Source organism: Phyllobacterium ifriqiyense, assembly GCF_030817885.1.
Taxonomy (GTDB): Bacteria; Pseudomonadota; Alphaproteobacteria; order Rhizobiales; family Rhizobiaceae; genus Phyllobacterium; species Phyllobacterium ifriqiyense.
This window is the reverse complement of sequence record NZ_JAUSZT010000003.1, coordinates 1,057,870-1,077,707: the sequence shown is the minus strand read 5'-3', so window position 1 is coordinate 1,077,707 and position 19,838 is coordinate 1,057,870. Positions and strand designations below refer to the sequence as shown.

At 53.0% G+C, this 19,838-nt stretch carries 22 protein-coding genes and 3 pseudogenes; 9 read left to right on the top strand and 16 right to left on the bottom strand.

Annotated features, from left to right (window positions below; genetic code table 11):
* Positions 1 to 151 precede the first annotated feature (151 nt).
* From QFZ34_RS12890 to QFZ34_RS12865, 6 genes are all read right to left on the bottom strand, one after another.
* The gene (locus QFZ34_RS12890) at positions 152 to 1,297 is read right to left on the bottom strand and encodes an alpha-hydroxy acid oxidase (RefSeq protein ID WP_307281547.1); all 1,146 of its coding nucleotides are present in this window, start codon (positions 1,295 to 1,297) and stop codon (positions 152 to 154) included.
* A gap of 49 nt (positions 1,298 to 1,346) precedes the next feature.
* Positions 1,347 to 1,661, bottom strand: coding sequence for an HPr family phosphocarrier protein (locus QFZ34_RS12885; RefSeq protein ID WP_115054525.1), 315 nt, complete (start codon positions 1,659 to 1,661; stop codon positions 1,347 to 1,349).
* A gap of 9 nt (positions 1,662 to 1,670) precedes the next feature.
* The gene (locus QFZ34_RS12880) at positions 1,671 to 2,072 is read right to left on the bottom strand and encodes a PTS sugar transporter subunit IIA (protein WP_115054524.1); all 402 of its coding nucleotides are present in this window, start codon (positions 2,070 to 2,072) and stop codon (positions 1,671 to 1,673) included.
* Between the two features lie 162 nt (positions 2,073 to 2,234).
* A complete protein-coding gene (locus QFZ34_RS12875) occupies positions 2,235 to 2,702 on the bottom strand; it encodes an HPr kinase/phosphorylase (protein WP_307281543.1) in 468 nt (155 codons plus the stop codon).
* A 4-nt stretch (positions 2,703 to 2,706) separates the two neighbouring features.
* Positions 2,707 to 4,494 (bottom strand): sensor histidine kinase, encoded by a 1,788-nt coding sequence (locus QFZ34_RS12870; protein WP_115054522.1) that lies wholly within the window; start codon positions 4,492 to 4,494, stop codon positions 2,707 to 2,709.
* 108 nt (positions 4,495 to 4,602) lie between these two features.
* Positions 4,603 to 5,322: a response regulator transcription factor gene (locus QFZ34_RS12865; protein WP_162802600.1), complete on the bottom strand. Its 720-nt coding sequence runs from the start codon at positions 5,320 to 5,322 to the stop codon at positions 4,603 to 4,605.
* 311 nt (positions 5,323 to 5,633) lie between these two features.
* Here QFZ34_RS12865 and QFZ34_RS12860 point away from each other — a divergent pair, with 311 nt between their 5' ends.
* From QFZ34_RS12860 to QFZ34_RS12845, 4 genes and pseudogenes are all read left to right on the top strand, one after another.
* The gene (locus QFZ34_RS12860) at positions 5,634 to 7,244 is read left to right on the top strand and encodes a phosphoenolpyruvate carboxykinase (protein ID WP_115054795.1); all 1,611 of its coding nucleotides are present in this window, start codon (positions 5,634 to 5,636) and stop codon (positions 7,242 to 7,244) included.
* A 93-nt stretch (positions 7,245 to 7,337) separates the two neighbouring features.
* Positions 7,338 to 7,776 (top strand): annotated as a pseudogene (gene arfB / locus QFZ34_RS12855) (alternative ribosome rescue aminoacyl-tRNA hydrolase ArfB).
* Positions 7,777 to 7,892: 116 nt separating this feature from the next.
* Entirely contained in the window at positions 7,893 to 8,351 is a 459-nt protein-coding gene (lysM, locus tag QFZ34_RS12850; protein WP_307281536.1) for a peptidoglycan-binding protein LysM, read from the top strand.
* Positions 8,352 to 8,417: 66 nt separating this feature from the next.
* On the top strand, positions 8,418 to 9,032 hold the full coding sequence (locus QFZ34_RS12845; protein ID WP_307281533.1) for an alpha-ketoglutarate-dependent dioxygenase AlkB family protein: 615 nt from the start codon (positions 8,418 to 8,420) through the stop codon (positions 9,030 to 9,032).
* Here QFZ34_RS12845 and coaA read toward each other — a convergent pair.
* From coaA to hisB, 7 genes are read right to left on the bottom strand one after another with little or no spacing between them, the layout of a single operon-like run.
* On the bottom strand, positions 9,019 to 10,032 hold the full coding sequence (gene coaA, locus QFZ34_RS12840) for a type I pantothenate kinase (RefSeq protein WP_307281530.1): 1,014 nt from the start codon (positions 10,030 to 10,032) through the stop codon (positions 9,019 to 9,021). The two genes, QFZ34_RS12845 and coaA, sit on opposite strands and share 14 nt — an antisense overlap.
* A 2-nt stretch (positions 10,033 to 10,034) precedes the next feature.
* Positions 10,035 to 10,358, bottom strand: a complete 324-nt coding sequence (locus QFZ34_RS12835; protein WP_307281528.1) for a phosphoribosyl-ATP diphosphatase — start codon at positions 10,356 to 10,358, stop codon at positions 10,035 to 10,037.
* 13 nt (positions 10,359 to 10,371) lie between these two features.
* Positions 10,372 to 11,157: an imidazole glycerol phosphate synthase subunit HisF gene (gene hisF / locus QFZ34_RS12830; RefSeq protein WP_115054517.1), complete on the bottom strand. Its 786-nt coding sequence runs from the start codon at positions 11,155 to 11,157 to the stop codon at positions 10,372 to 10,374.
* A complete protein-coding gene (gene hisA / locus QFZ34_RS12825; RefSeq protein ID WP_115054516.1) occupies positions 11,154 to 11,897 on the bottom strand; it encodes a 1-(5-phosphoribosyl)-5-[(5-phosphoribosylamino)methylideneamino]imidazole-4-carboxamide isomerase in 744 nt (247 codons plus the stop codon). The genes hisF and hisA overlap by 4 nt, the downstream gene beginning before the upstream one ends.
* Positions 11,894 to 12,544 (bottom strand): imidazole glycerol phosphate synthase subunit HisH, encoded by a 651-nt coding sequence (gene hisH, locus QFZ34_RS12820; protein ID WP_307281523.1) that lies wholly within the window; start codon positions 12,542 to 12,544, stop codon positions 11,894 to 11,896. The genes hisA and hisH overlap by 4 nt, the downstream gene beginning before the upstream one ends.
* Before the next feature lie 2 nt (positions 12,545 to 12,546).
* Positions 12,547 to 13,035 carry a DUF2628 domain-containing protein gene (locus QFZ34_RS12815; protein ID WP_307281520.1) on the bottom strand — a complete coding sequence of 163 codons (489 nt, stop codon included), beginning with the start codon at positions 13,033 to 13,035 and terminating at the stop codon, positions 12,547 to 12,549.
* A gap of 3 nt (positions 13,036 to 13,038) precedes the next feature.
* Positions 13,039 to 13,647, bottom strand: coding sequence for an imidazoleglycerol-phosphate dehydratase HisB (hisB, locus tag QFZ34_RS12810; protein ID WP_307281516.1), 609 nt, complete (start codon positions 13,645 to 13,647; stop codon positions 13,039 to 13,041).
* A gap of 194 nt (positions 13,648 to 13,841) precedes the next feature.
* On the opposite strand from hisB, the gene hslV reads away from it, so the two are divergent.
* The 5 genes and pseudogenes from hslV (at position 13,842) to QFZ34_RS12785 (ending at position 17,796) form a co-directional block, all read left to right on the top strand.
* The gene (gene hslV / locus QFZ34_RS12805) at positions 13,842 to 14,396 is read left to right on the top strand and encodes an ATP-dependent protease subunit HslV (RefSeq protein WP_115054512.1); all 555 of its coding nucleotides are present in this window, start codon (positions 13,842 to 13,844) and stop codon (positions 14,394 to 14,396) included.
* Complete coding sequence (locus tag QFZ34_RS12800; RefSeq protein ID WP_115054511.1) at positions 14,386 to 14,946, top strand: GNAT family N-acetyltransferase; 561 nt, start codon at positions 14,386 to 14,388, stop codon at positions 14,944 to 14,946. Before hslV ends, QFZ34_RS12800 begins: the two co-directional genes overlap by 11 nt.
* Positions 14,943 to 16,245 (top strand): annotated as a pseudogene (hslU, locus tag QFZ34_RS12795) (ATP-dependent protease ATPase subunit HslU). The gene QFZ34_RS12800 and the pseudogene hslU overlap by 4 nt, the downstream one beginning before the upstream one ends.
* A gap of 79 nt (positions 16,246 to 16,324) precedes the next feature.
* Positions 16,325 to 16,738 (top strand): lysozyme inhibitor LprI family protein, encoded by a 414-nt coding sequence (locus QFZ34_RS12790; RefSeq protein WP_307281511.1) that lies wholly within the window; start codon positions 16,325 to 16,327, stop codon positions 16,736 to 16,738.
* A gap of 88 nt (positions 16,739 to 16,826) precedes the next feature.
* Positions 16,827 to 17,796: pseudogene (locus QFZ34_RS12785) on the top strand (DUF1402 family protein).
* 29 nt (positions 17,797 to 17,825) lie between these two features.
* Here QFZ34_RS12785 and QFZ34_RS12780 read toward each other — a convergent pair.
* The 3 genes from QFZ34_RS12780 to mltA are packed head-to-tail and all read right to left on the bottom strand — an operon-like array spanning position 17,826 to position 19,836.
* The gene (locus tag QFZ34_RS12780) at positions 17,826 to 18,197 is read right to left on the bottom strand and encodes a helix-turn-helix domain-containing protein (protein WP_115054508.1); all 372 of its coding nucleotides are present in this window, start codon (positions 18,195 to 18,197) and stop codon (positions 17,826 to 17,828) included.
* Positions 18,194 to 18,739 carry a Smr/MutS family protein gene (locus QFZ34_RS12775; RefSeq protein ID WP_307281508.1) on the bottom strand — a complete coding sequence of 182 codons (546 nt, stop codon included), beginning with the start codon at positions 18,737 to 18,739 and terminating at the stop codon, positions 18,194 to 18,196. The genes QFZ34_RS12780 and QFZ34_RS12775 overlap by 4 nt, the downstream gene beginning before the upstream one ends.
* Entirely contained in the window at positions 18,736 to 19,836 is a 1,101-nt protein-coding gene (mltA, locus tag QFZ34_RS12770) for a murein transglycosylase A (protein WP_307281505.1), read from the bottom strand. The genes QFZ34_RS12775 and mltA overlap by 4 nt, the downstream gene beginning before the upstream one ends.
* Positions 19,837 to 19,838 lie beyond the last annotated feature (2 nt).

Here is a 19,838-nt window from a genome sequence, read left to right as displayed (position 1 = left end):
TATTTGGATCGGCAAGGCCCAGTTTTTCAGACCGCCGGAGATGCGCTTGACTAGCAGATATGCCATCCGCACACAATGGGATATAAAGAAATCCTTATGCGTGCATATGCGGCATCAAGCAACTGCGCCATTTCTGTTGATGATTTTGATTTTACCGGAAGCGCAGGTTCTCGCGGGAAAGCTGATCAATGGAGGTGCAGCCCATAAGCTTCATGCCTCTTTCAACCTCTATTCTCAAGAGATCGACAGCGCGATCGACCCCTTCCTGCCCTGCGGCAGCGAGCGGAAACAAATAATACCGGCCGACACCCACCGCCTTTGCGCCTAGGGAAAGCGCCTTCAAGACATGCGTTCCCCGCTGAACGCCGCCATCCATGATCACGTCAATCTTGTCGCCGACAGCATCGACAATTTCGGCCAGCTGATCAAAGGCAGCGCGCGATCCATCCAGCTGGCGGCCACCGTGATTTGAAAGGATGATACCCGTGCAGCCGATATCAACTGCTCTTTTTGCATCGGCCACCGACATGATGCCCTTAAGACAAAACTGCCCCGACCAGAGCTTGACCATTTTTTCCACATCATCCCAATCCAAGGATGGATCGAGCATCTCCGTGAAATATTTGCTGATCGACATGGCTCCGCTTTCCATCTGCACATGCCCTTCAAGCTGCGGCAGCCTGAACTTTTCATGTGAAAGATAGTTCAACGCCCACATCGGCTTGATGGCGAATTGCAGCATTCCTGCCAGATTGAGTTTGAAAGGAATGGAAAAACCGGTCCGCTTGTCACGTTCGCGATTTCCGCCGGTAATACTATCGACGGTCAGCATCATCACTTCAACGCCCGCACCCTTGGCGCGCTCCATCATGGCGTGGTTGAGCCCGCGATCCTTGTGAAAATAGAATTGATAGACCTGTGGGCCGCTATGCTGCTTGCGCAACTGCTCAAGATCGACAGTTCCTAGCGAGGAAACACCAAACATTGTGCCATATTTGGAAGCGACATTGGCCACGGCATGTTCGCCGCGATGATGGAAGAGACGCTGCAAGGCTGTTGGAGACAAATAGAATGGCAGGGCCAATTTCTGTCCCATAATCGTTACCGACATATCGACGGATTCAACGCCGCGAAGAACGCTTGGGAGAAGGTCGCAATTTTCAAAACTTGCAGCGTTGCGGCGCAGCGTAATTTCATCATCAGCCGCTCCATCGATATAGTCGAAGATGGGGCCGGGCAGACGCCGCTTGGCCAAGGCTCTGAAATCATGGAAATTATAGCAATCGCGCAGACGCATCGAAACCTCGTATCGGGCTCAGGAAAAGTGATCTCTCAGCGATCGAGGCTCAGGCTTCTTCACCAAATTTATCCGCAATCAAAACGCCAAGCGCTTTCATGACTTCGGAAGCCTGGCGACCAGAGGCGCTGACTTTGATGCAGCAACCGGGCGAAGCTGCCAGCATCATCAATCCCATGATTGAGGTGCCGCCGACGGTCATTCCATCTTTTTCGACACGCACATGAGCATCATATCCGTCAACCAGTTGGACGAACTTCGCAGAAGCACGCGCATGCAAGCCACGCCTGTTGACGATCTCGAACAATTCAACGAGCGCGTTTTCCGCATTAAATGTGCCAGTCGTTTCGGCAGTCAGACGCATTTACTACCTCTATTTGGCTGTCAGCACCTGGCTGGCAACATTGATGTACTTGCGTCCGGCATCCTGACTTTCCTTCAAGGAGGCAGCCATGTCGTTGGTAAGCCGAACACTGGAAAGCTTGATCAGCATTGGAAGATTAACGCCGGCGATAACTTCCACACGTCCAGCTTCCATTACCGAAATTGCAAGGTTGGAAGGTGTTCCGCCAAACATGTCGGTGAGGATAATGACGCCTGAGCCATTGTCAGCGCGAGCGACAGCATCAACGATGTCCCGCCGGCGCTGCTCCATATCATCATCTGCACCGATCGAGACGGTCTCCAGATATTCCTGCTGCCCGACCACATGCTCAACCGCATGATGAAACTCTTCGGCCAGTCTTCCGTGCGTCACAAGCACGAGTCCGATCATTCTGAAACTGCTCCTGTCGCGCCAGCCCGTTCAAGAGTAGGCTTTTTCTGCGCTCTAAAATGCCCCGTTTGGCAGGTGTCGCATTCTGGCAGGACGAATCGCGAAGGCAAGCAGAAAATGTCATCCACATGGCAGTCAGTCATTTTATCGCAGGATAACTCGTTAACCCGCTGAATCCACCAGCTTATTTTTCCACTCTGGCTTGAATAACCATGCTTCAACCGAACGGCAGGCGGATTCAACTTCACCCGCAGGTAGGTCCAAATGCGCAATTGCGACACCTTGCAGTTGTATATGGGTGTTTTCATGTAATCGCACAACCTGCGCGGGCTCGACCAGACGTACCATAAGGTGAATCACCGCGTGCGGTTCATAGGCAAATGCGTGCAACCCTGAGCCGCGCACTTCCATTCCACCGCGTAGCGTATCGGGAGGCGAGCAAATCAATCGTCCGGAAACGGCTCGCACCAGACATTGATCATCACTGACCAATGTTGCATAGCGGCCCTCGGCAAAGGCTCTTTGCAAAAGAGCATGGGCGAGAGACGATTTGCCGGAACCCGAAGCCCCGATAATTATGATACCCCGATCACCAATCACGACAGCAGTGGCATGAATCAGTTCGGACATCCGATTATGCCTCGACCGGCAAAATGGCTATGAACCGTGCGCCAAGGTAATTTTCCGGATTTTTCGGATCAATGATATTTTCGGCATTCAACGTGCCGCCATGGGCTTCGATGATCTGGCGGCTGATCGAAAGACCAAGTCCTGAGTTTTGTCCAAAGGCCTCACCCGCTGGTCGATCCGTATAGAAGCGCTCAAAAATGCGGTCTATCTGTTCGACGCGAATACCGGGGCCATTGTCTTCAACGAGGATGCGGATTCGGTCGCCCAAATGCTGGAGCGTGACTGTGATGACGCCATTTTCAATGGGAACAAACGAGCGGGCATTTTCAATAAGATTTGAGACCACCTGCCCAAGCCGCAAATCATGGCCAACGACAAAAAACCCTTTTCGGTTATTTGGCAGCTTGTCCACGACGAACTCGATACGTGTATCTTTCTTGTTCCGCCGAACCTCGCGCGCGGCTACCACCAGATTGCCCAACAGGAATTTGAGATCCACATGCTCGGAATCTTCACGGGCAAGTTCTGCATCAAGCCGTGATGCATCGGAAATGTCCGTGATCAAGCGATCAAGACGGCGCACGTCGTGCTGAATGACATCCATCAACCGTTTGCGGGAATCATCATTCTTGGCCAATGGCAAGGTTTCAACAGCACTACGCAGGGATGTGAGCGGATTCTTCAACTCGTGGCTGACATCGGCAGCAAAGCTTTCGATCGATTCAATCCGCGCGTAAAGCGCATTTGTCATGTCACGAATTGAGGTCGAAAGGTGCCCGATTTCATCCTGCCGCTCGGAAAAATCAGGGATTTCCTCGCGATTTTTCACACCATGGCGAACGCGATCCGCGGCCGCAGCAAGCCGACGCAACGGATTGGCAATTGTCGAGGCCAGAAACAGGGAAAGAATGGCCATGACCAGCGCTGCAACCGTGAATACACGGATAATTGCATAGCGTTCACCTTGGACGATCTTATCAATGTCACCGCCTTCGGTCGACAGGAGCAAAACACCGAGCACAGCACGAAAACGCTGGATCGGTACGGCAACCGATACGATCTGCTCGCCTTTTTCCGTCATGCGTACGACAGTTGCCGGTTGTCCCGTCAGGGCTTTGACGATTTCCGGATAGGACGAGCCATTACCGCCGGGCAATTCCTGGTAGATCGGCAGATCGCTTCGACGCAAAAGCCGTGTCATGCGATTGGTAAGACGCTCGAAAAAACTGGGCTCTTCCCCATCAATGGGTGGGAGGTCATAACGGAGCACCTGCCCGCGTGAATAAAGATGACGAGAATCGAGCAGGAGATTCGAATCCCGGTCATAAATGCGAGCACGGGTGCGTGTGGGAGAAATCAGCCGGCGCAGGACAGGAGCCACGCGTTCGGGATTGATGGGAAAATCGAGATTGTCGAGAACGTCAGGGGAAGGCGTGATGCTTTGCCCTGCCTGGAGCTCCAGCAGTTTTTCCGGATCAATCGCAATGGAATTTGTATCCACAGTGGCCGATGAGGCAATTGCACCAGCGATGATCTCGCCCTGCGTCATCAAGCTTTCGACGCGTGCATCAATCAACCCGTCGCGAAATTGATTGAGATACATGATGCCGGAGAGCAGCACCGCCAACCCTGCGAGATTCAGGAAAAGAATGCGCCGTGTCAGACTTGAGAAGAGATAATTTCCAAAGACGCGATTGAGCGGCTTGAACAGCCGACGCAAGGCAACCGAGCGCTTCCGGCGCATGACGGCGCTCTTGCGCGTAATATTGCCGCCTCGCAGTTCGGCTACCATCTTTGCCTCAAAACATCAGGAACGGGTTGTCTCATCGCACTCATATCACGTTGAGACAACCGAATTTTACAGCCGATTGGTCGGCTTTGAAAGCAGGCTTGCCCGCAATCAGGTTTCGCGGAAGCGATAACCAACGCCATAAAGCGTTTCAATCATATCGAAGTCGTCGTCAACGACCTTGAACTTCTTGCGCAGGCGCTTGATGTGACTATCGATTGTACGGTCATCAACATAGACCTGCTCATCATAAGCAGCATCCATCAAAGCATCGCGGCTTTTCACAACGCCGGGGCGCTGTGCCAAGGAATGCAGAATGAGGAATTCGGTGACTGTCAGGGTTACCGGCTCACCCATCCATGTGCAGGTATGGCGTTCCTGATCCATGACCAATTGGCCACGCTCAAGCGACTTGGCCTGTACGCTGCCTGGCTTGGCGGTATTTTCACGTGCGGCGACCCGGCGCAAAACTGCCTTCACACGCTCGACGAGCAGGCGTTGTGAAAACGGCTTGGTGATAAAATCATCCGCGCCCATCTTCAAACCGAACAGCTCATCGATCTCATCGTCTTTCGATGTGAGAAAGATAACGGGCAGATCCGATTTCTGACGAAGGCGGCGCAAAAGTTCCATGCCATCCATACGCGGCATCTTGATATCGAAGATCGCGAGGTTGGGTGGACGTGCAGTCAGGCCATCCAATGCCGAAGCACCGTCTGTATAGGTCTCTACGCGATAGCCTTCCGACTCCAGTGCGATGGATACGGATGTCAGAATGTTGCGATCGTCATCAACGAGCGCAATAGTCTGCATTGCGGGTACTTCCCTCATGCCCTGCCTTCCTGTGTGCTACAAACCTGTGCGCTTGTGCCGGACAAATTAGGTACAAAATGTGGCACAGATCGCAAACCTTGTCATCCAATCACTTTTACAGGTGTTTTTTGCAGGTAAATAAGGCGGGCGTTCTCCTTCGCAACTAAACCGATTTAAAAAAAATTAAAATCTTTAAATCGATTAAACGTTTGAAACTATTTGATTTTTCTGCTTTTGACCAATTCATGTCGCATTTTACATTGAACATGTAGAGTGAGATTAACCAAAAGTTTGACCCATGCACCTTCTTAAACAATGGCGGACAGATGATTAGAGAGATCGGCATCCACAACGCGGCAATCGCGCTCGGCAACTCAGGTTTAAAGGGCGTTTCGGCGGCCTATTATAATCTTGGAACTGCTGAACTCTATGAGGAAACATTGCGCCGCGGCGAAGCTGTCTTGACGGCGCAAGGCGCACTCGTCGCCCGCACCGGCCAGCATACGGGCCGCTCTCCCAAGGACAAGTTCGTCGTTCGCGATGCCTCCACGGAGGGTAATGTCTGGTGGGACAACAATTCGGCAATGTCGCCTGAGGCGTTCGAATTGCTTTATACGGACTTCATGGAGCAGGCAAAGGGCAAGGAACTCTTTGTTCAGGATCTCGTCGGCGGCGCTGACGAAGATTACAAGCTTAATACGCGCGTGATCACCGAGTTTGCTTGGCACTCCCTGTTTATCCGCAATCTTCTCATTCGTCCGGAACGCGAGGCTTTGGCCGATTTTGTTCCGCAAATGACCATTATTGATCTGCCCTCTTTCCGCGCTGACCCGGCGCGGCATGGCACGCGGACAGAGACGGTCATCGCCGTCGACCTCAATCGACTTATCGTTCTGATTGGCGGCTCGGCCTATGCCGGTGAAATGAAAAAGTCAGTCTTCACGGCGCTCAACTATATTCTACCGGGTAAAGGCGTCATGCCTATGCATTGCTCTGCCAATGAAGGTCCTGATGGCGACACCGCCGTGTTCTTTGGCCTTTCCGGCACCGGCAAGACAACACTTTCGGCTGATCCCACCCGCACCCTGATTGGCGATGACGAGCACGGCTGGGGTGAGCATGGCGTTTTCAATTTCGAAGGTGGCTGCTACGCCAAGACCATTCGCCTTTCCGCGGAAGCCGAACCGGAAATTTTCGCAACGACACAGCGTTTTGGCACTGTTCTGGAAAATGTCGTTCTGGACAACAAGCGTCAGCCCGACTTCAATGATGGTTCGTTGACGGAGAACACGCGCTGCGCCTATCCGCTCGATTTCATTCCCAATGCATCGAAAACCGGCAAGGCGAGCCATCCAAAGAATATCATCATGCTTACAGCCGATGCTTTTGGCGTCATGCCGCCAATTGCCAAGCTGACACCCGCCCAGGCAATGTATCATTTCCTTTCCGGATACACCGCCAAGGTTGCGGGCACCGAGCGTGGCGTTACCGAGCCGGAGGCGACATTCTCTACCTGCTTCGGTGCGCCATTCATGCCTCGGCATCCTTCGGAATATGGCAATTTGCTCCGTCAACTGATCGCTGACCACAATGTTGATTGTTGGCTGGTAAATACCGGTTGGACAGGCGGTGCCTATGGCGTTGGCAAGCGCATGCCGATCAAAGCAACGCGCGCACTTTTGTCCGCCGCTCTAGACGGCTCACTAAAAAGCGCTGAATTCCGTACAGACCCGAATTTTGGTTTTGCGGTGCCTGTTTCTGTAAATGGCGTTGACAATGCGATCCTCGATCCGCGCTCAACATGGGCAGACAAGGCGGGTTATGATGCGCAAGCGAACAAACTTGTCGCCATGTTCATCCGTAACTTCGACAAGTTCGAAAGCCATGTAGACAGCGATATTAAAGCCGCTGCCCCACACACGCCGGTTGCAGCGGAGTAAGGGTAGCGGTCCCATATTTGAAGGCCCCGCTCACCATGCGGGGCTTTTTTTATGGTTCTTCCAGAGAATCAAAGTTTAGGCTACCAATTTGTCATGGAAGAAAGCCGTAGCCGCATAAAGATCAACAACCGAATCTGGATCGACGAGAGCGATCTGGAAGAGAATTTTATTCGCTCGGCAGGTCCCGGTGGGCAGAATGTCAATAAGGTTTCCACCGCCGTTCAACTGCGCTTCTATGCTGTGAAAGCAGGTTTGCCGGAGGAAGTTCTGGCAAGGCTTATCGCGCTGGCTGGTCAGCGGGCAACCAAAGACGGCGAGATTCTGATTGAAGCAAATCGCTTTCGTACACAGGAACGCAACCGTCAGGATGCGCGCGAGCGCATGGTGGCGCTGATTGCGAAAGCTGCTGAACCACCACCGCCGCCGCGCAGAAAAACCCGCCCGACAAAAGGATCGATAGAACGGCGGCTTTAAAGAAAAATCGGGCCGTTCCGGGGTTAAAAAGATGCGCGGGAAGGTTCAAGGCGATTGATGGGATCAATTGGCTCATTACCGCGTTATGGTTCGGGTTCAAATCATCCTTTCCAAAGCAGGTATGAAATGTCACAACAATGCCTGTCGATTTGAACAATCAACAAGGAGCCAGTTATGGGACTATTTGATTTCGTAAAATCCGTAGGCAAGAAAATCGGTATTGGCGATGAAGAGCCTAGCGCCGAAGATCTGAAGAAGGAACTCGATTCCCACAAGCTCGGTACCGAAAACGTTGAAGTGGCAATCGAAGGTGACAAGGCAGTGCTCAAGGGCAATGTCACCAATCAGGAAATTCTGGAAAAGGCGATTATTGCGGTCGGCAATTCGCTGGGCGTTTCCAAGGTGGATACGGGCGGCCTGACGGTTGACCAAACCACAACCGGTTCCGTGGTAAAGGAACCTGTGTTCTATACGGTGAAGAAGGGCGATAATCTTTGGAAAATCGCCGAGTCCCAATATGGCAAGGGCAAGGGTGCCAAGAACACCCTGATTTTCGAGGCCAACAAGCCTATGCTCAGCCATCCGGACAAGATTTATCCAGGCCAGGTGCTGCGTATTCCTGAACTTGGCTGAGTAAAGCTTCATGAACCCACAAACCCGGTGCATGGCGCCGGGTTTGTTTTTTGAGGTCGCAGGTCAATGATATTGCTCGCGCCGGGCATCCGCTACTTTCCTGATTATTTCACCCAACAGCAGCAGACCGCGCTGCTGGAAGAAATCCGGACCGTAGTAGCGGCAGCGCCGCTTTATGTTCCGGCAATGCCGAGAACCGGCAAGGAAATGAGCGTGCGCATGACCAATTGCGGCTCACTGGGCTGGGTTACTGACAAAGAATTTGGCTATCGTTATCAGCCGACACATCCCGTCACGCAGCAACCTTGGCCCGCGATACCACAATCGCTAGTCGAGCTTTGGCTCAGCGTTGGCGATTATCCGCAGCCTGCTGAGGCCTGTTTGATCAATTTCTATTCCGAAACAGCAAAAATGGGACTTCATCAGGATCGCGATGAGCAGAATCTTGAGGCACCCGTTGTCTCGGTTTCCTTGGGGGACACGTGCCTTTTCCGTTTTGGTGGAACGAACCGGAACGACAGGACGCAATCCATCAAGCTTTCAAGTGGCGATGTTGTTGTGCTGGGCGATGAAGGCCGATTGGCATTTCATGGGGTAGATCGTATTTATCCCGGAACCTCTACTTTGCTGAAAAGCACAGGCCGGATTAATCTGACACTCAGGCGCGTTACAGCTTCCTGAGCGCCACCTCTTCCACAAGGTGATTATCGCCCTTGCGCAGGATAAGGTCCGCACGGGGCCTCGTCGGCAAGATGTTTTCACGCAGGTTTTTCAGGTTGATATTTGCCCAGAGGCTTTCGCCAATTGCCCTGGCGGAATCATCGGAGATTGTCGAATAGCGATGGAAGAATGAGCTTGGGTCCTTGAACGCTGTCTCACGCAAGCGCATGAAGCGATCAATGTACCATTTGTGAATTTGCTCTTCATCCGCATCAATATAGATCGAAAAATCGAAGAAATCCGAGACAAACGGCACCATCTTGCCGTCTTCCGGCAAGTCACGCACCTGCAGCACGTTGATGCCCTCGAAAATCAGGATGTCTGGCGCATCGACAGTCTGAAATTGCCCCGGCAATACGTCATAAGTTAAATGGGAATAGAGCGGCGCATTGACGTTGCGCTGGCCTGCCTTGATCTGCGAGAGGAACCGCAGCACCATGCCGACATCATAGCTCTCCGGAAATCCCTTGCGTTCCATCAGGCCTTTGGTCCGCAAAACATCATTGGGATAAAGAAAGCCATCCGTCGTCACGAGATCAACTTTCGGGCTTGAGGGCCAGCGCGCCAGCAGCTCTTTCAATACACGCGCCGTGGTCGATTTACCCACCGCAACCGATCCCGCAACGCCAATGATGAAGGGGGTCTTGAATGCGTCACCCGTATTGAGAAACTGGCGGCGCTGGTAGAACAGTAATTGACTGGCCTCGACATGGGCCGAAAGCAGACGCGAGAGCGAGAGATAGATCCGGCTCACCTCATCAAGATCAATCGGATCGTTCAACGAACGCAGGCGCTTGATTTCTTCATTGGTGAGGGTAATTGGCGTATCGGCGCGAAACTCAGCCCAGCGTTCTGCACTGAAGAAGTGGTACGGAGAAAATTCGCTGGGTGCCAATTGATCCACGACGTCGCCCTCCACAGCTATGATCGCCTGCCTGCCGCTTGCCGGGCCCGTGAACATGGTCAGCCCTGCCCCCGCGCAGCTTTCTCCTCAAGTCCGGTCTGTCTTGTCCGATGTTCCAGCTCTTGCAGAACCTCATCGAGCTTGACGCCGGAAATTCCCAGGACGACCAGCAAATGATAGAGCATATCCGCGCTCTCGGAAACAACGCCTTCCCTGTCGCCGGAAACTGCCGCAATGACTGTCTCGACGGCTTCCTCGCCAAGCTTCTGGCTGGCCTTGCCAATGCCTTTGGCATAAAGGCTAGCGGTATAAGACTGGATATCCGTGGAGCTGGCGCGCGTTGCAACGATACGTTCCAGATCCGCCAAGGTGAATGCAGTCATCAAAATTCTCCAGTCAACGAACGGGGTCCAGCCGCATCGGGATTCCCGCAGCGGCCATATGCGCCTTCGCTTCCGCAATCGTATAGGTTCCGAAATGGAAAATGGATGCAGCGAGCACCGCTGATGCATGGCCTTCCCTGATGCCCTCAACCAAGTGATCGAGATTGCCCACGCCACCAGACGCTATGACAGGGACACGCACGGCATCAGCGATGGCACGCGTAACAGGCAGGTCGTAGCCGATCTTCGAGCCATCGCGGTCCATGGAGGTCAGCAGAATCTCGCCTGCCCCCAGATCGACGACCTTGCGGGCAAATTCGACGGCATCAATGCCCGTTGCATTGCGGCCGCCATGGGTGAAAATTTCCCAGCGATCCACTTCGTTGCCGGTTGATACTTTTTTGGCATCTATGGCGACCACGATGCACTGATTGCCGAATTTGTCCGCGGCCTCGGCGATAAAGTCGGGATTTACCACCGCAGCCGTATTTATCGATACTTTGTCGGCTCCGGCCAGCAACAATTTGCGGATATCGGCTACGGTCCGAACACCGCCCCCAACTGTCAGCGGCATGAAACATTGCTCCGCAGTGCGGGCAACAACGTCGAAGATCGTCTCGCGATTGTCCGACGACGCCGTAATATCGAGGAAACAGAGTTCATCTGCCCCTGCCGCATCATAAGCCTTTGCTGCCTCCACGGGATCACCGGCATCAATGAGGTCAACGAAATTGACGCCCTTGACGACACGCCCATCCTTGACATCCAGGCAGGGAATAACGCGCGCTTTCAAGGTCATGCTGCGCGCTCCCGTGCCTGGCGAAGTACATTCAACGCTTCTTCAGGATCGATGCGACCGTCATAAAGCGCGCGACCTGAAATAGCGCCCTCAAGCCTGCGAGCATCCGGCATGGTCATGCGAACAATATCGGCAATCGAGGCGAGACCACCTGACGCAATGACCGGGATGGAAACGGCTTCTGCAAGCTGCAATGTCGATTCCCAGTTAATACCGGCGAGAATGCCATCCCGGTCTATATCCGTATAGATAATCGCGGCGACGCCAGCGCCCTCGAACTTTTTCGCAAGCTCGATGACGCCAAGTGTTGATGCCTCTGCCCAGCCCTCGACAGCAACTTTGCCGCCTTTGGCATCAATGCCGACAGCCACTTTGCCCGGGAAATGTTTACAGGCTTCGACAACAAGTTCCGGATCACGCACAGCAACTGTCCCCAGAATGACACGGGACAGGCCCTTTGCCAGCCAAGCTTCAATATGATCAAGGGTTCGGATACCGCCACCGAGTTGCACGGGATTTTTCGTCGCCTTGAGAATTGCTTCTACAGCCGCGCCATTGACGGACTCCCCGGCAAAAGCGCCGTTAAGATCCACCACATGCAGCCATTCAAAACCCTGATCTTCAAATGCCTTCGCCTGCGCGCCTGGATCGGTATTGTAAACCGTTGCCTGATCCATATCGCCAAGCCTCAAGCGGACGCATGCTCCGTCCTTCAGATCAATCGCCGGAAAAAGGATCATGGGTTCCACCTCAAGAAATTGCCTATAAGCGCAAGGCCAAGGGCTTGGCTCTTTTCCGGATGAAACTGTGTTCCAGCCATATTGTCGTTGGCAACTGCCGCGGTCACTGGTCCACCATAATCGGTAATAGCAAGAACGTCATTTTCTATCTCCGCATCGAGGAAATAGGAATGAACGAAATAGGCATGCAGCCCCTTCGGTCCGGTTTCGATACCGTCGAACAGCGGATGCGGCCGGGTCAAACGAATGGTATTCCAGCCGATCTGCGGGATTTTCAAGTCTTGATCGGACGGCACCATTTCGCGGACATCGCCCTTGATCCAGTCAAAGCCGGTCGAAATGGTCTTTTCGAGGCCACGTGACGACATTAATTGCATGCCGACACAAATGCCGAGGAAGGGTCGCGCTTTTTCAACGGCTGCCTCATGAATGGCCTCGACCATGCCCTCTACCGCGTGGAGCCCGCGACGGCAATCAGCATAGGCGCCAACGCCGGGAAGCACGATGCGATCGGCCGTGCGCACACGTTCCGCATCCGATGTCAGATCAATGGTCGCATTGATCCCATTTTCATGCGCCGCACGTTCAAAGGCCTTCGTGGCCGAGCGCAAATTGCCCGAACCATAGTCAATAATCGCAACGCGCATGTTCAGTTCTCTCCGCGATGGCTTACAAGCCCGACCATTCCATCAAGCGCTGGCGTCGTGCTTGAACGATAGGCCGGCAGGTCGGTCTTTGGCGCCGGTTCGCTCAACGGCTCGGCCATAAAGTCAGATCCATGGAAATAAGCGATTTCTGCGTCAGCCGCAGTTTCTGCATTAATGACGGTACGCTGCTCGAAACCATTGCGTTCAAGCTTTGCATAACGCCAGCGGCGCGCCTCGAGCCCAACGAACAGGGAAAGAAGCGCAGTGATGAGAGTCGCCAGACCTGCATGGTTGGTATAGTTTCCAACCAGCGAGATGATTATTGTTGCCACAAACACCAATGCGGCCTCAAACCACAGACGTTGCAGCACGAGCCACGGCACGGGGAAAATGAACCCAAGCCATGCAAATCCGTCACGGATGAAAACCGTGCGGTCATCATCCCGTTGACCGTTACGTAACTGCGGCGTCAGTACAACAAAGCTGGCCATAACTCAGCCTTTCAGACTGCCCTTCGTTGAAGGAATAGCATCCTTCTGGCGCGGGTCGGTTTCTATTGCGTGCCGTAACGTACGGGCCACGGCCTTGAAGCAGGTCTCGGCAATATGATGATTGTTGTCGCCATAAAGATTGGCGACATGCAATGTAATGCCGGCATTTTGCGCCAGAGCATGGAAGAATTCGCGTACCAGTTCCGTATCAAACGTGCCGATCTTAGGTGCCGAGAATTTTACGTGCCAGACAAGATAGGGCCGCCCAGAGACATCCAGCGCCGCGCGCGTCAATGTTTCATCCATGGCCAGATCGAGCGAAGCATAACGATTAATGCCACGGCGCTCACCCAAAGCCTTGGCGATGGCTTGGCCGATAGCAATGCCGGTGTCCTCAACGGTATGATGATCGTCGATATGCAGATCGCCATTGGCCTTGATATCCATGTCTATCAGGGAATGCCGCGACAATTGCTCCAGCATATGGTCAAAGAAACCGACACCGGTTGCAATATTGAATGCACCGGTTCCGTCCAGATTGACCGAAACGGCAATGCTGGTTTCCTTGGTTGTCCGCTCTACCTTCGCTTCACGCGTGCTGACGCTTGTCATGCCTCTATCCCGCTTGGAGAAATACCTTTAATTGTGGCCTTCTAAAACACGAATGCCGAATCTCCAAATGCTTTGATGGCTTAGGGTTATAGACTCATTTGCATTTCCGTAGCGGCATCATACATAAGTGGAACAGAAGGGGTTCGCTGCACTGCTTTGATTAGGGTACAGGCGAACGCGCTTAAGGAGTTAATATGCAAGAACACAACCCCTCCACCATGTATGGAACCACCATCGTAACTGTCCGCAAGGACGGTAAGGTGGTGATCGCCGGCGACGGACAAGTCAGCCTCGGCAATACTGTTATGAAAGGCAATGCCCGCAAGGTACGCCGTATCGGCAAGGGCAATGTCATTGCCGGTTTTGCCGGTGCTACAGCAGATGCCTTCACATTGCTTGAACGGCTCGAATCCAAACTTGAACAATATCCTGATCAGTTGATGCGCGCATGTGTCGAACTTGCCAAGGATTGGCGTACAGACCGGTATTTGCGCCGCCTCGAAGCCATGATGCTGGTCGCCGACAAATCGGTTACGCTCGCGCTTACCGGTAATGGCGATGTGCTCGAGCCTGAGTATGGCGTAATGGCCATTGGTTCTGGTGGCAATTTTGCCCTTGCAGCAGCAAAGGCACTGATCGATACGGACAAGAGCGCCGAAGAAATCGCCCGCCGTTCCATGCAGATTGCAGCTGATATCTGCATTTACACAAATACAAGTGTAACGCTTGAGTCGCTTGATGCCGCCTGAACTAGAATCCGGACAGAAGTTTCGTTACCGCTTCATCCCGGTTGAACCACGCCATCTGAATATGATTTCGCAATGGCTGGCAGAACCGCATGTGGCACAGTGGTGGAACGAAGATCCTGAAAAGGAATTGGCCGACATCGCGGACCATATGGATAGTATTTCGGTTGAGCCGTTCATAATCATGCTTGGTGACGAGCCTATCGGCTATCTCCAGACCTATGATCCACATCTTGAGGATGATCATCCTTACCAGGATCAGCCGGGTGGAACACTTGGGATCGACCTGATGATTGGTGAGCCGGACCTTATCGGCCAAGGGCATGGTGCACGGCTGATCGATGAATTCGTATCGCTCCTTTTCGACGAAGGGGTGCCACGCGTGATCGTCGATCCGGACCCGGCCAATAAGCGGGCAATCAGGGTCTATGAAAAGGCTGGCTTTGCGGCATTTGATACGAGGACGTCAATTTATGGTCCCGCCCTTATGATGGCACGGGATAATTTGGAAATTTGGCCCGAAGACGGGCAGGAAGAAACGAGAATCCAATGACAACATTTTCTCCAAGAGAAATCGTCTCCGAACTTGATCGTTATATTATCGGCCAGAATGACGCAAAACGTGCCGTTGCTATTGCGTTACGTAACCGTTGGCGTCGCCAGCAGCTGGAAGGCCAGATGCGCGAAGAGGTCATGCCCAAGAACATTTTGATGATCGGACCGACTGGCGTCGGCAAAACGGAAATCTCACGTCGTCTCGCCAAGCTTGCGGGCGCGCCGTTCATCAAGGTCGAAGCAACCAAGTTTACCGAAGTCGGCTATGTGGGCCGTGACGTTGAACAGATTATTCGTGATCTGGTCGAGGTTTCCATCGGGCTTGTACGCGAGAAAAAGCGTGAAGATGTGAAGGCCAAGGCCCATGTCAATGCGGAAGAGCGGGTGCTTGATGCACTGGTCGGCAAGACCGCCAGCCCTGCAACCCGTGACAGCTTCCGCAAGAAACTGCGGGATGGCCTGATCGACGACAAGGAAATCGAAGTCGAGATTGCTGACTCCGGCTCGCCAAGCTTTGAACTACCCGGCATGCCCGGTGCAAATATCGGCGTCCTCAATCTCAGCGACATGCTTGGTAAAGCTATGGGCGGACGCACCAAGACGGTGAAAACCACCGTCAAGGAGTCCTATGGTGTCTTGATCAATGACGAGTCGGATAAACTTCTCGATCAGGATCAGATCACACAGGAAGCGCTACGGTCCGCCGAGAATGACGGCATCGTCTTCCTTGACGAAATCGACAAGATTGCAGCGCGTGACGGCGGAATGGGTGCAGGCGTATCGCGTGAAGGCGTGCAGCGCGATCTGTTGCCGCTCGTGGAAGGAACGACGGTCGCGACCAAATATGGTCCGATCAAGACCGATCACATCCTGTTCATCGCGTCAGGGGCGTTCCATGTGTCCAAGCCTTCCGATCTGTTGCCGGAATTGCAAGGCCGCTTGCCCATCCGTGTCGAGCTTAGCGCCCTTACACGCGATGACATGCGCCGCATCCTGACGGAGCCGGAAGCAAGCCTGCTCAAGCAATATATTGCGTTGATGGCGACTGAAGAGGTCAAACTCGATATTACCGATGATGCAATTGATGCATTGGCCGATATTGCCGTTGATCTCAATTCGACCATCGAGAATATCGGAGCACGGCGTCTGCAGACGGTTATGGAGCGCGTGCTGGATGAGATTTCGTTCAATGCGCCGGACAAATCCGGAGCTGAGTACACGGTCGATGCCAAATATGTGCGCGAGACTATCGGCGACATGGCTAAATAACGCTGATCTTTCGCGTTTCATTCTCTAGCATTGCAAATAAGGGAAATCGCGATGGAAAACCATCGCGATTTCTTATTTAATGGGCGAGTCGCAACAGGAGATATCCCATGCGTTTCTTGCAATCCGTTCTGACGCTCATCATACTTTTCACGACCGTGCCTGCTGCCCTTTCGGCTGAATCCTGTGACAAGCCTAATAGCAGCCAAGCGGATCTCAACGAATGTTACAGCAATACCTATAAGCACTCAGACACCCAGTTGAATGCGCTTTACAGACAGATTACTGCTCGCCTGAAAGACGATGCGCAAACAACGAAACTGCTTGTGACTGCTCAAAAGGCTTGGGTTGCCTTTCGTGATGCAGAGTGCAATTTTTCAACATCGGGAAGTGCAGATGGCAGCGTATACCCTATGATGCAGTCCATATGTCTGAACGGTTTGACTGCATCACGCATCGAAGATCTGAAATCCTATTTGAAGTGCGAGGAAGGCGACATGAGTTGCCCAGTTCCCGCACAGTGAACTGACTTGATATCCAGATTGAGGTTTTTCTGGCTTTCGTCTGAACAAGCCGCTATTGCGGGCTTCTGACTGGATTTCTGGATCGATGATGAAACGAACCCTTTGCCTTTTTGCAACCAGCTGTTTTTTGCTGTTTTCCGTAACTGCCCAATCCGCATTGGCCGTAACCATAGTTCCGGAGGGCAATCGCAATGCAAGTCAGCCTGGCGTGCCAGCCGCTTCCGCCAAACGGACGCGCGAGATGAACACCACCTATGAGGCCAAATATCAAAAAATTTACGGCCTGCTGAAGAGCGACACGAAGCTGCGATCAAAAATTGCCAGCGTTTCCAAAACCTATGGCATTGATCCCGTTCATGTTGCCGGCGCCTTGGTCGGTGAACACACCTACAATGTCGATGCCTATGACAGGTTGCAGACCTATTACGTCAAGGCGGTTTCATATCTGAAACAAGGCCTCAGCTTTGACTATAAGGGGGGAAACCATTGGTGATTTTGTCAAGCGACCCCAGTTTGCTGAATGCAACAAGTTCAAGGACAGCCTGCGCCTTTGGTCATGCCGGGAGAATGTCTGGGATACTACTTTTCGCGGGAATAATGTCGGCGGGATCAGCTACCCGAACAATCGCCTGAGCGCGGTTTTCTTCCAGCCATTCTATGCTGGCCAGAGTTTCGGCTTGGGCCAGCTCAGCCCGCTTGTCGCATTGCAAATGACGGACATGGTCAACCGCTATTCGGGGTTGCCGCGTCTTGATGCGGATAATGCCAGTGAAGTTTACAAGACAATCATGGATCCTGACCTGACGTTGCCCTATATGGCGGCAACATTGAAACACTCGATCGATGTGTATAGGCGGGTTGCGGATCTCGATATATCCAAGAATCCCGGTTTGACAGCGACACTTTATAATACAGGCGGCGCGGATGCGCGCGCTCGGGCTCTGGCAAATATCAACGCACAACGTGTTGCCAATGGCGAACCGCTGCAAATGCCGGAAGAAAACTATTATGGTTGGCTGGTCAATGAGAAGGCTGATCAGCTTAAGGCGCTTTTCTAAAGCATTTCAAGCAAACAGGCGCAGGCAAGCTAGCGTTTGCGTCTGGGGGGCAGCAGTTTCAACTTGCCAATGAACAACTGCGTCGTTTCCTGATCCATATCCTCAATCCGCATGGCAAGCAGATTTGCAAGCTCAGTTACAGACGGCGAAAGCCCACCCGTATCGATCGTTACACGGGGTTGCGAAATCAGAGCCAGTCTCTGCAATTCCTCCGCCTCATCCCAGATAATATTGAAATACTGAATGATGCGCTGGAGCTTGTCCCATGTCGGTTGGCCACGACGCCCATGTTCAAGCGCCGAAAGATAGGCCGCTGAAACGCCTATGGCTTTCGCCATGTCCTTTTGCGAGACGCCGCGTTCCTGGCGCAAATCCCGCAGCCTTTGACCAAAGGGGGTCATGATGCCTCGCGCCGCAGACGGACATAAATCGCTCCGGTCCCGCCATGATTGCGCGCAGCATCCTCATAGCCATTGACCAGAATGCGAAAAGCCGGGGTTGTAAACCATAAAGGCACGGCTTGGCGAAGCACACCATCACTTCCGAAAGATGATCCTTTGCCCGTGATGACAAGCACATGACGTAGTTTCCGCAAATGAGCACGCTGCAGGAAACCGAGCAGCAAACCATAGGCCTCGCTTTGCGTCAGCCCGTGAAGATCAATACGACCTTCTATGACCACGCGGCCCTTGGCGATTTTCTTATGGGTAGGTTTGTCGATTGGATGGAGCAGATGAGGCCTGGGTGCCGGTTTTGCAGGAAATACGGGTGCCTGCTGTTTTGGCCTTTCGGGAGCAGAAGGTTGCTGTTCCGTATTGTCAGCTTCATCCGCCAAGAAAATCGGCTTATCCTTACCCTTGAGAGGGCGCGCTGTCTTGGCAACCGTTTCCCAAAGTATCCGGTCCTCAAGCGTGGCAAATTCTGGTGTTGCCTTTTTTTTCATTGGCTTGGACCCAACAGGCTACGCGGCACCAGTACATAGAAATCCGCATTGTGCCGAATAACACCAGCTATCTCGCCAGCCTCATCACCGGAACCTGCGAAAAGATCGCCGCGGGCGGGTCCGACAATTGCCGATCCGGTATCCTGCGCGATCATAAGACGGGAAAAACTTTTACCTCCAAATGCGTCCAAGTCGGGAGCATGAATATAAAATGGCGTGCCGAATGTATGGAGAAGCCGGTCAACAGCCATAGAACGGCCACCCATGAGCGGCACTTTTGCCGCTGCAATTGGCCCGAGATCTCTCTCAACAACCGGGGCTTCCCGGAAAAAAATGTAAGAGTGGTTGTTCCACAAGAGTGCCTGCGCCTGTTCCGGATTATCCGCGAGCCATTTGCGGATCGACTGCATCGAAATATTTTCGGGTTCGATTTCGCTGCGATCCAGCAATATCTTGCCGACGCCCGTGAAACGATGTCCGGACTTTGCCGCATAGGTTATACGGCGCAGACTGCCATCAAGCATCTTAAGCCGTGCGGCACCTTGAACATGGATAAAGAACGCATCGATAATACTGTTCACGAAAGCGATTTCGAGCCCTTGCCCCTCAAGGGCACCGCTTTCGATCGCCTGGCGATCGAAATATTCGACAGGTCCATCCCGGGTCTGCCGGGCAAAAGCAAAATAGGGATCAAGCCCGGCGGGACGGTTGTCATCATCTATATCGATCAGATCGGCAGGCCGCCTGAGAAATGGAACGGGATATTCCCGGGTGCGGATCGGGGATGCAATAACTTCCGGTTCGTAAAACCCGGTAACAAAACCGCTTGCCGAATTGTCAGGTTTTATAAAAGCGGGCCGGAACCATCTGGCGAAAAATTGGCGGGCTTGCGCGTCTGTTTCGACAATTGTTTCACGTGAATCAGCAAAAATTGGCTTAAGCGCTTCAAATGAAATGCCAAGCGATCCTGATTTATAGGGCTTTTCCAGAACATGGTGGGTCGAGCGCCGAAAGGCTTTGAACGCCTCGAGCTGATTATCCTCCTCCCAACCGGGGCAATTATTAAAGTCCACCGGTTGCAACAGGGGCGATAACATAT

Coding starts and splice junctions, on each gene's coding strand:
- QFZ34_RS12870 (WP_115054522.1), bottom strand. CDS start 4,494: ATGGTAGCCGAACTGCGAGGCGGCAATATTACGCGCAAGAGCGCCGTC.
- QFZ34_RS12790 (WP_307281511.1), top strand. CDS start 16,325: ATGCGTTTCTTGCAATCCGTTCTGACGCTCATCATACTTTTCACGACC.
- QFZ34_RS12880 (WP_115054524.1), bottom strand. CDS start 2,072: ATGATCGGACTCGTGCTTGTGACGCACGGAAGACTGGCCGAAGAGTTT.
- coaA (WP_307281530.1), bottom strand. CDS start 10,032: ATGTTCACGGGCCCGGCAAGCGGCAGGCAGGCGATCATAGCTGTGGAG.
- mltA (WP_307281505.1), bottom strand. CDS start 19,836: ATGTTATCGCCCCTGTTGCAACCGGTGGACTTTAATAATTGCCCCGGT.
- QFZ34_RS12800 (WP_115054511.1), top strand. CDS start 14,386: ATGCCGCCTGAACTAGAATCCGGACAGAAGTTTCGTTACCGCTTCATC.
- QFZ34_RS12890 (WP_307281547.1), bottom strand. CDS start 1,297: ATGCGTCTGCGCGATTGCTATAATTTCCATGATTTCAGAGCCTTGGCC.
- QFZ34_RS12815 (WP_307281520.1), bottom strand. CDS start 13,035: ATGGCCAGCTTTGTTGTACTGACGCCGCAGTTACGTAACGGTCAACGG.
- hisH (WP_307281523.1), bottom strand. CDS start 12,544: ATGCGCGTTGCGATTATTGACTATGGTTCGGGCAATTTGCGCTCGGCC.
- QFZ34_RS12780 (WP_115054508.1), bottom strand. CDS start 18,197: ATGACCCCCTTTGGTCAAAGGCTGCGGGATTTGCGCCAGGAACGCGGC.
- hisA (WP_115054516.1), bottom strand. CDS start 11,897: ATGATCCTTTTTCCGGCGATTGATCTGAAGGACGGAGCATGCGTCCGC.
- QFZ34_RS12845 (WP_307281533.1), top strand. CDS start 8,418: ATGATATTGCTCGCGCCGGGCATCCGCTACTTTCCTGATTATTTCACC.
- QFZ34_RS12865 (WP_162802600.1), bottom strand. CDS start 5,322: ATGAGGGAAGTACCCGCAATGCAGACTATTGCGCTCGTTGATGACGAT.
- hisF (WP_115054517.1), bottom strand. CDS start 11,157: ATGACCTTGAAAGCGCGCGTTATTCCCTGCCTGGATGTCAAGGATGGG.
- QFZ34_RS12775 (WP_307281508.1), bottom strand. CDS start 18,739: ATGAAAAAAAAGGCAACACCAGAATTTGCCACGCTTGAGGACCGGATA.
- QFZ34_RS12835 (WP_307281528.1), bottom strand. CDS start 10,358: ATGACTGCATTCACCTTGGCGGATCTGGAACGTATCGTTGCAACGCGC.
- hisB (WP_307281516.1), bottom strand. CDS start 13,647: ATGACAAGCGTCAGCACGCGTGAAGCGAAGGTAGAGCGGACAACCAAG.
- QFZ34_RS12875 (WP_307281543.1), bottom strand. CDS start 2,702: ATGTCCGAACTGATTCATGCCACTGCTGTCGTGATTGGTGATCGGGGT.
- lysM (WP_307281536.1), top strand. CDS start 7,893: ATGGGACTATTTGATTTCGTAAAATCCGTAGGCAAGAAAATCGGTATT.
- QFZ34_RS12885 (WP_115054525.1), bottom strand. CDS start 1,661: ATGCGTCTGACTGCCGAAACGACTGGCACATTTAATGCGGAAAACGCG.
- hslV (WP_115054512.1), top strand. CDS start 13,842: ATGCAAGAACACAACCCCTCCACCATGTATGGAACCACCATCGTAACT.